Source organism: Streptomyces tamarix (assembly GCF_032423885.1).
In the GTDB taxonomy this organism is placed as follows: domain Bacteria; phylum Actinomycetota; class Actinomycetes; order Streptomycetales; family Streptomycetaceae; genus Streptomyces; species Streptomyces tamarix.
In genome coordinates this window covers 41,974-54,159 of sequence record NZ_JAWCTQ010000039.1, presented here as the reverse complement: position 1 = coordinate 54,159, position 12,186 = coordinate 41,974, and the positions used below count along the sequence as shown (strand labels likewise).

The 12,186-nt window shown below is 73.0% G+C and carries 6 protein-coding genes; 3 read left to right on the top strand and 3 right to left on the bottom strand.

Going from position 1 to position 12,186, the window contains the following annotated elements; genetic code table 11:
* Nucleotides 1-181 precede the first annotated feature (181 nt).
* Nucleotides 182-607 carry a VOC family protein gene (locus tag RND61_RS25150; RefSeq protein ID WP_315880368.1) on the top strand — a complete coding sequence of 142 codons (426 nt, stop codon included), beginning with the start codon at nucleotides 182-184 and terminating at the stop codon, nucleotides 605-607.
* A 363-nt stretch (nucleotides 608-970) separates the two neighbouring features.
* Here RND61_RS25150 and RND61_RS25145 read toward each other — a convergent pair whose 3' ends face one another.
* On the bottom strand, nucleotides 971-3,028 hold the full coding sequence (locus tag RND61_RS25145) for a PA14 domain-containing protein (protein WP_315880367.1): 2,058 nt from the start codon (nucleotides 3,026-3,028) through the stop codon (nucleotides 971-973).
* Nucleotides 3,029-3,375: 347 nt separating this feature from the next.
* Here RND61_RS25145 and RND61_RS25140 point away from each other — a divergent pair, with 347 nt between their 5' ends.
* Nucleotides 3,376-3,600, top strand: coding sequence for a cold-shock protein (locus RND61_RS25140; RefSeq protein WP_315880366.1), 225 nt, complete (start codon nucleotides 3,376-3,378; stop codon nucleotides 3,598-3,600).
* A gap of 368 nt (nucleotides 3,601-3,968) precedes the next feature.
* Here RND61_RS25140 and RND61_RS25135 read toward each other — a convergent pair whose 3' ends face one another.
* Entirely contained in the window at nucleotides 3,969-5,390 is a 1,422-nt protein-coding gene (locus RND61_RS25135) for an aldehyde dehydrogenase family protein (protein WP_315880365.1), read from the bottom strand.
* A 2-nt stretch (nucleotides 5,391-5,392) separates the two neighbouring features.
* On the bottom strand, nucleotides 5,393-7,786 hold the full coding sequence (locus tag RND61_RS25130; RefSeq protein WP_315880364.1) for an aminotransferase class III-fold pyridoxal phosphate-dependent enzyme: 2,394 nt from the start codon (nucleotides 7,784-7,786) through the stop codon (nucleotides 5,393-5,395).
* Nucleotides 7,787-8,422: 636 nt separating this feature from the next.
* On the opposite strand from RND61_RS25130, the gene RND61_RS25125 reads away from it, so the two are divergent.
* Entirely contained in the window at nucleotides 8,423-11,956 is a 3,534-nt protein-coding gene (locus RND61_RS25125) for a hypothetical protein (protein ID WP_391654095.1), read from the top strand.
* The last annotated feature ends 230 nt before the right edge of the window (nucleotides 11,957-12,186 follow it).

Below are 12,186 nucleotides of genomic sequence, written 5' to 3'. Positions count from 1 at the left end.
GGGCCGACGGGCACCGGCCTACGGGCGCCGGCCTACGGGTGCCCTTCGCCGTGGTCGCGGCCGGCGCGCGCATCGCATCGCATCGCATCGGGACCGTACGGTCCGCGGGGGCCTTCTTCTCGGCAACGCAGGGGCCGTCGCCGGGAGTTGTACGGCGAATCCCCCCTGCTATGGTGCGTCGATGTCCTCGATCAAGCAGTTTCAGGTCACCTTCGACTGCGCGGATCCCGAGCGCGTCGCTCGCTTCTGGTGCGAGGTGCTGGGGTACGACGCGCCCCCGCCGAAGGGGTTCGCCACGTGGGACGAGTACGACCAGTCCCAGCCCCCTGAGGAACGGGGTTCGTGGTTCGCCTGCACCGACCCCTCGGGCGTGGGTCCGCGGCTGTACTTCCAGCGCGTTCCCGAAGGCAAGGTCGTCAAGAACCGGCTGCACCTCGACGTGCGGGTCGGCACCGGGCTCGTGGGTGAGGAGCGCCTGGCCGCGCTCGAAGCCGAGTGCACACGGCTGGTCGCGCTCGGTGCGGTACGCGTGCGCCTGCTGTACGACGGCCACGACGCCTGCATCGTGATGCAGGACGTCGAGGGCAACGAGTTCTGCCTCGACTGACGGACGCGCCCTCGGAGCCGCCGAGGCGGGGGGCCGTCCCCCTGGGATCCCCCTTGGGCCCCCTGGGTCTTCCCCGGACCTCTCCCGGATCTCCCCTCGGGCCTCCCCCGGGTCTTCCCCCGGCCTCCTCGGGGTCTTCCCCGGGCCGCCCCTCGGGCCTCTCCCGGACCTTCCCCGGCCCCTGTTCGTCGCTCGCCGTTCGGGGAGTTCGGCGTGGAACGCCGGTGGCAGGGCGAAGGGGACCGGAAGGCGAATCCCAGTCCCCTTCGGGGAGACCCCGCCCACGCGACCGCACCGGGCGCGACCGCGCTCGACACGGCCGCGCTCGGCCCGCCCGCGCGGGTGTGCTCAGCCCGCCCGCGCTCAGTAGGTCGCGGTGACGGCCTCGGCCGCGCCCGACTCGGTGCCGTCCTCGTAGAGGGCGGAGACGCGGTAGTACACCGTGGTGGCGGCCGGGAGGCTGCGGTCGGACCAGTTCCAGCCGCTGGCGCTGTCGCCCCTGGGTTCGGTGCCGATCAGCTCGAACGTCCGGGTCTGCGGGTTCCAGCGGCGGATGTTGAAGGCGGAGACCTTGCTGCCGTTCTCGTTCGTGTCGCTGGACAGCCACCAGTGGAGCCAGCCGCTCCGGTCGACGCCGAGGTGGCCCAGCGGTGAGCCGGTCGTGGGCGGGGCGGTGGGGCGGAGGTCCAGCTCGGTGACCTCGGCGGTGGACGCACCGGTGTCCGGGGTGAGCCGGTTGCCGTACTGGTCGACGGCGACGACGCCGTAGCGGACCTGCTGCCCGTCGGCGGGAACGCCGTCGTGGAACGTCACCTCCTCGATCTCCCAGGGCTTGAAGTCCGCGGGGTGCGTCATCGGGACGTACGACCACTTCCCGTCGACCAGGGTGCCGCGCAGCACGAGGTAGTGGTCGAGACCGGCATCGCCGCTCGGGTCCCAGGAGAGGGTGACGCCGTTCTCCTTCGGGGTGGCGGTCAGGCCGGTGACCGCGGCGGGGGCGGTCGTGTTGCCGGCGACGGTGACGGCGAGTTCCTGGGAGGGGGTGCCGCCGTTGCGCTCGTGGTCCAGGGCGATCACCCAGTAGTAGTACGTGGCGCCGGGCGGCGGGGCCGCGTCGGTGAAGGAGGTGCCCTTCAGCCCCTTGCCGACCTCCACCGTCGTGGCCCGGGAGCCGCGCGGCTTGAGCGACCGGAAGACCGAGTAGCCCGCGAAGTCGTCACTGGTCCGCTCCGAGGCGTCCCAGGTCAGGGTGACGCCCGCCTCGCTCTCCGAGGCCCTCGCGTTGAGGGCGGTGTCCACCGGGCCGATCAGGTCGCGGGTGTAGTACATCGCCGTGCCCGAGGGCGGGGACTCGTTGCCGTGCCTGTCGACGGCGGTGACGACGTAGTAGTACACGTCGCCGGTCTGCGGCAGGGGCCCGGTGTAGCCGCCGGGCGACAGCGTGTCGCCGGTCATCCGGTTCTCGGCGGTGAGGGTGACCGGGGAGGACGTCGAGCGGTAGACGCGGTAGCCGGCGAGGTCGGCCTCCGTGTTGCCGTCCCAGTAGAGGGTGATCTCGTCCGGGTAGTCCATGCTCCAGTTGTCCTCGATGCCCTTGGGGGCGGCGGGGGCGGTGCGGTCGACCGTGGTGACGGCGAGGTCGACGGTGCCCGGGGAGGCGTTGCCGGCCTTGTCGTGGGCGCGGACCTCGTAGTGGTACACGTTGCCGTCCTTCGGGACGGTCGTGTCGGTGTACGAGGTGGACGTCGTGGTCGCCAGCGGCTTCGCGGGGAAGGAGGCGCCCTGCACGCGCCGGTAGACGCGGTAACCGGCGAGGTCCATCTCCTTGTTCTTCGCCCAACTGACCTTCGTGGACGTGGTCGCGGTGCTGTAGGAGGCGGTGAACCCGGTCGGGGACAGCGGCTTGACCTTGTCGACGGTCGCCGACGTGCGCGGGGCGTAGGAGAACTTGACGTTGGCGGAGCCGGTCCAGTTGACGAAGTCGACGCGGAGGCTGTGCCTGCCCGACGGGATGGTCAGGTTGACGGTCCTGGAGACGGTGGTGCCGACGTCCTTCCACAGGTCGACCTTGCGGACGCCGTCGAGGTACACGCGGATGCCGTCGCGGGAGGAGGCGGTGAAGGTGAACGGCCCGCCGGAGCCGAAGTCGCGGGTGACGGCCCAGCGGACGCCGAAGTTGTTGGCGGGCATGCCCTTGAAGCGGGGCGCGCCCGTGCCCCAGTTCTCGTCGATCGCGGAGTCGCAGTCCGTGGCCTTGGGCGTCCCGGAGAAGGTGGTGTTCGCGTAGAACGTCCGCTTGAAGACGGGGGACGCGCAGGTCACGGCGGCGGAGGCGGAGGGGGCCGCGGCGAGCAGGCCGCCCGCGGTGGCGAGTACGACGGCGCCGGCGGTGGCGGCCGTCGTACCTCTGGGTCGGTTCATGCGTTCCTTCGGTTCTGATCGTCGGCGACAGGTGGTGACCACCGGCGATCAAGACTCGCGAGGAGCCCGCTTGGTTGTAGGGCCGGAGTGGGGCGGGGCGAGCAGGCGGACGGCACCACCACGGGCTCCACGAGCCGTACGGGCCGGGCCGCTTCGAGCGGGCGCGGCGCAGCCCTCGCGCACCCGGCCGGGGAAGAGCGGTGGACGTCGGGTGCGGTACGGGGCCACGGACTTCGCCGTGCGCGTGTCCTCCCTGTTCGGAGGGGTGGGAGCGGGGCAGGGAGCGGTGATTTCCCGGCCGGGGCTCCCGATCCGTCGGCGCAGGTGGAACCCGTAAGGTTCCGTCCATGGTGACTGCGACTGTCCGCGAGTGGCACGACGAGGAAGGGTGGGGCGTCCTCGACTCCCCCGAGACCCCCGGCGGGTGCTGGGGCCACTACTCCCACATCCAGGCGGAGGGGTTCCGCACGCTGTCGCCGGGACAGCGGGTGCAACTCCAGTGGGAGGCTCCCGGATTCAAGCAGGACGGGTACGCCTACCGGGCGGTGAACATCGTGCCCCGCTCCGCCTGACGTCCCCGTCCGACGTCGACGACGATGTACGGCGTCGACGACGGCGTACGGCGTCGACGACGGCGTACGGCGTCGACGACGGCGTACGGCGTCGATAGCGGCGTACGGCGTCCGGCATCGATAGCGGCCGGCGTCCGGCCGTGGCCCGCCCCGTGGCGGTGCCCGGTCGACCGGGCCCCTCCCGTCCGGTGGGCGGGAGGGGCCCGTGTCCGTGGTGCCCCGTGGCTCCGGGGGGCCGTCTCGTGGGCGGCTCCCCCGGCCGTGGGCGGCCCCCGGCGCGGCAGGTCCCCCGCCACGGCCGGTCTCCCGGCGCGGCAGGTACCCCACGGCGGTACGAGGGCTCCCCGACTGTTCTCGCCACGCCCCCGCTACGACACCGCCGCCGGGACCGCCGGAGGTGCCGGAGCCGCCAGGGGTGCCGGGGCCGTGTGCGTGAACGTCTTGCTGCGCATGAGGAACTCACCGAGGTAGCCGTCGTTCGGCAGGCCGGGGACCAGCACGTGGGTCGGGTGGTCCCCGACGTGGAGGTTGCGGATCGTCGGCTCGTCGAGGAGGCGCCCGACCAGGTCCCGGTCGGACGTGAGCGCGGTGAGCACGATCGTGTCGCGCAGCGGGGCCAGGCCGTCGGCGCGGCTCCACGGCGCGACCCACACGCAGGGGAACGGCATCTCCAGGCGTGCCTGCGGCGCGTCGGCGCGGTCCAGTTGGAACACCGCCGGGCGCAGTGCCGCGGAGCCGTCGCCGAGCTCGGCGGCGAGGCCGTCGCCGCCGAGCCACGCCCTGGCCCCGGCGGCCTCGGCGTGCACGTACTTCTCCAGGAGCCGGGCGGCGTCCAGCCGCCGGACCGGCAGCACCGCCCGGTCGGACTCCGGTGGCAGCGAGGGCAGGCCGGCCAGCCGGTCGGCGACGGCCTCGGCCACCGGCGCCGGATCCCCTTCGACGAAGACGGCCGTCGCGTTCACGCACCCGGCTCCGGCCTGTTGGCCGATCGAGTCGACGATCGTGTCGAGGTGCCGGGTGAAGTCGGTGTCGGAGGTGATCAGGATCTTGGCCCGTCCCGGTCCGTGCGTCAGCACGGTCGTACTGGCCCGGTACTTGTCCACCACGTCGTCGCCGTAGACCATGGCCAGGTCGGCGCCCCCGACCAGTTCGTCGGCGGTGCCGTGGTCGGTGGGCATGAGGGCGACCTGGTCCCCGCCGAACCCGGCCTCGTGCAGGGCGGTGACCAGCCGGTGCGCGCTCAGCGGCTCGCGGCGCGAGGGCCGTACCGCGACGCGATAGCCAAGTGCCAGCGCCTCCGCCCACTGCACGTGGATCCCGGGGTGGTTGCCGGCGGTGAGGACGGCGAGCACGTCTGCGCGCCGGATCCACACCGCGGTGCCGGCGCCGTTCGACGGGTCCCGGCTGCCGCGCGGCCGGGCCTGGTGGGCGAAGCCGTACGCGCCGGCCAGGCCCGTCGCGGTGTTCCTCGTGGCCTCCCGCACGATCGGGATCGGCAGGCCGCTCACCCGGGCGACGGCGTGCTCGTACCGTTCGACGGACATCCCGCCGAGGGTGGCGGTGGCGAACAGCCGGCCCGCCTCGGCCAGGGCCGCCACCCGCTCGTCCAGCGGCGGCGTCTCCGCCCGCCGCAACGCCGCCAGGCCGCGCCGCACGTACAGCCGCGGCACCGTGCTCAGCTCCGCGACCGGCCGACCGGTGACGTCGGTGACGACTTCCCTCGCCTGCGCCCGGTAGGGCCCGTTGGGCCCGAGGGCGTCGAGGTGGATCGGCGCCGGGGAACCGGGCATCGTCAGTACACCCCCTCGACGACGGTGGTGCCGCCGAACGTCGGGACCGGCTTGATGTCGGCGACCGCGTCGCCGCCGAAGCCCTCGGCGCCGGGCCGGCGGATCGCGGTGTCCCGTTCGAGGTTGTTGGGGATCAGCATGCTGCGGCTGAGGTGGTTCATGACCACCTGGCCGCGTTCGCCGTAGGGCACGGTCTCCCCGGTGTCCGGGTCGACGACCCTCATGCTGATGAAGGGGTACGGCGGGTCGAAGGTGGACGGCTCGTCCTCGGCGAGCCCCGCCCGCTCGTACATGCCGCCGCCGACCATGGTGCTCCCGTAGAAGCCGAGCAGCCGCGTCCCGGGGAACACCTCCGTGCGGAGCAGGCCGCGGGTGTCGACGCTCATCGAGGCGCCGCCCCAGATGAGGGTGTGGACCTTCCGGTTGACGAGCTCGGCCAGCTCCTCGTCGCCGGCCAGCGCCTCCAGGAGCGGCGGCGTGGTGAAGACGACCCCGACGTCCTGGCTCCGCAGGATCTCCCCGACCTGGTCGAGGACGTGTTCGAGGTACCTCTTCGTGTCCTCGGTCCTCCCCTCCGCGGCGCACTTCTTGGCCCAGCGCGGATCGAGGTCCAGGGTGAACGGGACGCCGCCCCGGCGGTGCGCCAGCGCCCGGCTCATGGGAGCGAACATGTGCGGTCCGCTCGGGCCGATCGTCAGCCAGTTCACCCCGCGGGGGACGCCGCGGGCGTCCAGGACCCCCGAGTGCCACGCGTTCAGCCGCTCGTGGAGGTCGGGGAGCCAGGCGATGCGCTTGGGCGCACCGGTCGTCCCGCCGCTCTCGAAGACGTCCAGCGGAATCGGTTCGTCCCCGTACCCCCGGGGGACGAGGTCCTCCACGCGGACGTCGCGCAGCTCGTCGACGACGTTCGGGAACATCGCCAGGTCGGCTTCGGTGCGGATGTCCTTGCGCGGGTCGAAGTCCAGGCTCTTGGCCCGCTCCAGCCAGAACCGGGAGCCGGTCTTCGGGTTGAAGTGCCACTCCATCGTGGCGGCGAGGAGTTCCGGCATCGAGGGCGGCTGCTCCCACGGCCGGTCGAGCACCGACGGGTCCGGTGCCGGCGCGGCCTTCCTCCTCCCCCGCCCGGTCGCGTACTCGGTGAGGACGTCGGTCACCGCCGCGGCCACCCGGTCCGCTTCGCCGCAGCTCATCACCAGCGGCGGGCTCACCAGGACGGTGTTCGGGTTGTTGCGGACGATGACTCCGCTGCGCTCCCGGACCAGCGGCGGCACCCAGCCGGCCGACAGCGGCTCCCCGGTGTCCGGGTCCTGGGTCAGCTCGATGCCGATCATGAGGCCGATCTGCCGCACCTCCCCCACGAAGGGCAGTTCTTCCAGCTCGCGCAGCCGGGCGCCGAGGTGGTCGCCGACCTCGACGGCGGCCGTGAGCAGGTTCTCCCGCTCCATGATGTCGAGGTTGGCCAGCGCCACCGCGCAGCCCGTCGCGTGACCGCTGTAGGTGTACCCGCCGATGACCCCCTCGTCGCGGGTGACGACGTCGACCACGTGGTCGGCCACCAGGAGCGCGCCCATCGGGAAGTAGCCCGAGGTCAGTCCCTTGGCGGTGACGATGAAGTCGGGCGTGACGCCCATCCGCCCGGCGGCGAACCAGTGCCCGGTCCTGCCGAACGCCGTGATGACCTCGTCGAGGATGAGGAGGATCCCGTGGGACGCCAGCAGTTCGCGGACCCGCGGCCAGTAGTCGCTCGGCGGTTCGATCACGCCGGCCACGCCGAGGATCGGCTCGCCGATCATGACCGCGATCCGCTCCGCGCCGATCTCCTCGATCGTCTCCCGCAGTTCGCGCAGGCAGAATTCGGTGGGGTCCTCGCCGCCGTACATCTCCGGGTGGAAGGGCATCGGCGGCGTCAGGTGCCGGACGTCGGGCAGCATGGGGCCGAAGCCCTGGTGGAACATGGGCATTCCGGTCGCCGCGGCGCCGCCGTACGAGATTCCGTGGTATCCGAAGTGACGGGAGAGGATCCACGTCCGCTCCGGCTCGCCGCGCCGGTGGTGGTAGAGCCGGGCCATCCGCAGCGCGGCGTCGACCGCTTCCCCGCCGCCGCTCGTGAAGTACACCCGCTCCATCGGGGAGGGGGCCAGGTCGATGAGGCGGTCGGCCAGCCTGATCGAGGGTTCGTTGGTGAACTCGTGGAAGCTGCTGAAATACTCCAGCTTCGCCATCTGCCCGGCCGCGACCTCGGCCAGATCACGCCGTCCGTGCCCGACGTGCGCGAGCAGGAGACCGCCGGTGGCGTCCAGGTACTCGCGGCCGTGCGCGTCGCGCAGGCGGCACCCGGAACCCTCCACCATGACGATTCGCTCGGTGGTGTCACCGCCCAGATGCGGATGGATCAATCGGGAGCGGTCCGTTTTCACCAGGGTTTCTGCGTCCACCAGTGGTGCCGTCATTGCATTCAATGGCGTCATCGCGTCCTCACATCGACAAACGGCCGGAGGTTTCCTTCTGGTGTTCTTCGCGCGGACGCCAGTCTGCGTGAGGGAGAAGGGGGAAGTAACAAGTTCAAGTGGATAAATGACGGGTTCAAGTGAATGGGGCGTGCGGGGCGGGGATCGGCGGCGGCACCACCCCGGACTGGAATGGATCTTTCCACCCCGGAAATGATCTGCGTCCCATTCGGAAATGAATCGCTCCGCTTCCGCGAACGCGAACGTGAGCGTGAACACGGTCGCGATCGTGGCCGTGGCCGTGACCACGAATGCGCGGAAAGGCGCGCACCGCGCCTCCGGTGAGGAGCGCTCGTCCCCGGCGCCGGCCGCGCCGACGACGCCGGACAGCCGCGGGCCATGGGCCGCGAGCCGTGGGCGTTCGGCGCAAGCCGCCCGGGCCTCCTCGACCGGCGCGAGCCACCTCGTCCCCCTCGAAGGCCGCGCTGCGGTGCCCGTGCCGCGCGTACCGCCGTCCGCGTACAACCAAAGGTCCGCGTGGACCGTCATGTTGGGGACGTGTCATGTACCCAATGGGGAGACCCCGTGATTCACCGCGCGCGAGCGACCCGAAGATCCGTGCCGCAGGCCACCGCGCTGCTGGCCGCCCTGGCCGTGCTGGTCTCGCTGTTCCTGCCGACCGGGACGGCCTGGGCAGCCGAGTCGGCCGCACCGGCCACGTCGGCGGCACCGGCCACGTCGGGCAAGTCGAGCGAATCGGCCGAGTCAGGCGCGGCCGGGGACTGCACCCCGCTGGCCACGGCGCCGCTGGGGGGCACCGGGGAAGCCCGGGCCGACGTGACGATCCCCGCCGGGGGCACCGCCTGCCTCACGGTCGACGTCGAGCGGCCCGGCATGCACCGGGTCATGTCGCGGGAGCTGACGCAGGTGTACGTCTCCGTCTTCGACGGCGACCAGCGCCTGGAGTGCTACGACCCCGCCTGGTACAGCCACGGCTGGTGCGACCTGCCCCGGACCGGCACGTACCGGATCGAGGTGCTGAACGACACCGTGACCGAGGTGCGGGAATCCGTCGTGGCCGTCCCGCTCGCCGTCGACGGGCCGTGCGCCGACGAGATCCCCACCTCCTGGGACTCGCCGGTGGTGACCGGTTCCGCGCCCGACGCGTTCGCGATCCTCTGCCACCGCGTCTCGGCGAAGGCGGGCGAGCGGCTCCTCGTGGAGGCGGGCGCCCACTACACCTCCACCGAGAAGTGGATCACCGATGAGAGCGGGGCCCGGATCTGCCCGCCGCGCTACGACGACGGCAGCACCGGCTGCGTCCTGCCCGGTGACGGCCCCTACCGGGTGTACGTCCGGGTCGGCTCGGCGGAGGCCGGTTTCCCCGCCGCGTACACGCTGAAGGTCCGCAGGCTCTCCGACCCGGCCGGTTGCGCGACCGTCCCGGTGAACGCGTACGGCTCGGCCCCGACCAGCGTGGAGCCCGCGGCCTCCTGCAAGCTGTTCACGGCCTCGCCGTCCGGCCGCTACGACGTGTACGAGACGGACGGGACCTCCCGTACCCGCCTGGCCGTGTACGACAGCGCCGGCCGGACCGTCTGCGAGTCGTGGCTGCTGTGCACCGTGCCGACCGCCGGCCAGTACACGGTCCTCACCGAGCGGCCCACGCTCATCCTCGACCGCGCGTCGTCCGCCGGGTGCCGCCCGACCGAACTCGGCGTCCACGAAGGCACGCTGAGCGTGCCGGGCGAGGTCGACTGCCTCACCCTGCCGCTGCCCGAGGGCGCCACCATGGCGGCGCTCACCGCGCTCAGCGGCACCAGTTTCGGCGCCGACCTCACCGTCTACGACGCCGACGGCGAGCACCGGTGCAGCAGTGACTCCCTGCGCGCCGGGACCTGCGCCCTCACCGGCCCGGGCCCGCACCAGGTCCTGGTCTCCACCGACAGCGAGAACCACCCGACCGGTTCCTACCGCTTCGCGCTGTACCGCACCGACGGAACGGGCGACGGCTGCCGGGTCTTCCCGGCCGGCGACTTCACCGCGACCACCGCCTCGGCCCGGTTCGCCACCGGCGGCGGCGTCTTCTCCGACTGCCTGACCATCCCGGCGGACGACCACTCCATCGGCGAGAACATCCAGCTCCGGGCCGTGTCCGGCACCGCCAACGCCGAGTTCACGGTCCTGGACGCCAAGGGCAAGCAGGTCTGCTCCGTCTGGCCGCACCGCACCACCTGGACGCACTGCGCCCTCACCCCGGGCCTCGCCCACACGGTCCTGGCCACCGGCTCGACCGCCACCGCCGAGTACACCCTGACCCGCCGCGACGTCACCGCCACCGCCAAGGGCTGCGTCCCCACGCCGGCGACCGCCGTCGGGGGCCCGTCCACGGCCGGCGTCCCCGGCGCGCCGGGGACGCTCGTCTGCCACCAGGTCACCACGGCCGACGCCGCCGACACCCTCCACCTCGACGTGCGCGACCCGCTGGGCACCACCAACGTGGCGGCGCACGGTCCGGACGGCTCCGTCACCACGTGCCCGTTCCGCAACCGCGCCTGCGCGGTCACCGGCGCGGACCGGTACCAGGTCCTCCTCGCCGTGCCGTCGAACCTCAAGGCCGCCGACTCGTACCGCTTCGACGCGCAGCGCATCGCCACGGCCGCCGGCCCCGCCCCGGAGTGCGTCAAGGTCCCGAACATCACCTACGGGTACGGGCCGATCACCGGCACCCTGGACGAGCAGCACACCGCGATCTGCGCCGAACTGCCCACCAGCTACCACGACTACTTCACCGTGAAGGTCTCCGACACGGCCGGCGCCGCGCAGACCGCCGTGCCCTCCCTGTACGACAAGGCCCTCACCCAGCGGTGCAGCGCCCGGTCCACGGGCGACCACTCGTGCGCCCTGTCCGGGTCGTACACCACGGAGACCGCCCCGAGCCTGTTCGTGCTCGGCCTGCCCGAGAAGGCGTCGCAGACGTCGTACCGGGCGCAGATCGTCTGCCCGTCGCGGTGCGGCACGGAGAAGGTCGGGGTCACCGAGGTCACCCCGGACACCGGCGTGACCGGCACCAAGGTCGCCGTCGCCGTGAAGGGCTCCGCCCTGCCCGACTCCACCAGGGTGGTCATCGCCTCCGGCGACCGCCGGGTCGAGGCCACCGGCGTGACCGTCGCCCCCGACCGGAGGTCCCTGACGGCCGTCCTGGACCTGGCCGGCGTCCCGACCGGGACCTGGTACCTGAGCGTCTACGCGAGCGGCATGCAGTTCGGTTCGCGGGCCTTCACCGTCACCCCGCAGCCGCCGCTGGCCAACACGGCCGCGCCGGTGGTCTCCGGCACCGCGCAGGCCGGTGCGACGGTGAGCGCGCAGCCGGGCGCGTGGAGCCCCGCGCCGACGTCGTACACGTACCAGTGGAAGGCGGACGGCGTCGCCGTCGCGGGCGCCACCGCGGCCACCTACGCCGTGCCGGCCGACCTGGTGGGCAAGCGGCTCTCCGTGACGGTCACCGCCCACCGGGCGGGCAACCTGAGCACCGCCGCGACCTCCGCCGCCGTCACGGTCGCGCCGGGGGCGGCTCCGCGGGCCACGGCCGCGCCGTCGGTGTACGGCACGGTGCGGGTCGGCACGCAGGTGTCCGTCCGGCCGGGCACGTGGTCGCCGGCGGCGACGTCGTACGCGTACCAGTGGAGGATCGACGGCGCCCGCATCAGGGGGGCCGGTGCCGCCACGTACGTGCCGACCGCGGCGGACCTCGGCAAGAAGCTGTCGGTGACCGTCACGGCGCACCGCACCGGACACCAGAGCGGCACCGCCGGGTCGGCGGCGGTCGTGGTCGCCCGGGGCGTCGCCCCGAAGGCCACGACCCTCCCGAAGGTCTCCGGTACGGCCAAGGTCGGCCGCACCCTGACCGCCGGCCGCGGCGCGTGGACGCCGGCCCCTACGTCGTACGCCTACCAGTGGTACGCCAACGGGCGCGTCATCACGGGGGCGACGAAGTCCACGTTCGTCCCCACCAGGGCCCAGCGCGGGACGCGGATCACCGTCCGGGTGACCGCCCACCGCACCGGCCACCACAGCGGTACGGCACTGAGCACCGCCACGGCGGCGGTCGTCTCCTGAACGGGCGGGGGCAGGGCTTCCGGCGGGGGCCGGCTCCTGGCAGGGCCTGAGCTTCTGAACGGGCGGGAGTAGGGCTTCCGGCGGGGGCCGGGCTCCTGGCGAGGCCTGAGCTTCTGAACGGGCCGGGGCCTGAGCTCCTGGCGGGCGGGGCCCGGGCGGTGACCGCCCGGGCCCCGGTCCGTTTGGGCGTCGCGCCCCGGTCCGCTCCGCCGCCGAGCCCCGGTGCGTTC

Excerpts from the sequence above, each read along its gene's own strand:
- RND61_RS25150 (WP_315880368.1), top strand. The coding sequence starts at position 182 with ATGTCCTCGATCAAGCAGTTTCAGGTCACCTTCGACTGCGCGGATCCC.
- RND61_RS25145 (WP_315880367.1), bottom strand. The coding sequence starts at position 3,028 with ATGAACCGACCCAGAGGTACGACGGCCGCCACCGCCGGCGCCGTCGTA.
- RND61_RS25140 (WP_315880366.1), top strand. The coding sequence starts at position 3,376 with ATGGTGACTGCGACTGTCCGCGAGTGGCACGACGAGGAAGGGTGGGGC.
- RND61_RS25135 (WP_315880365.1), bottom strand. The coding sequence starts at position 5,390 with ATGCCCGGTTCCCCGGCGCCGATCCACCTCGACGCCCTCGGGCCCAAC.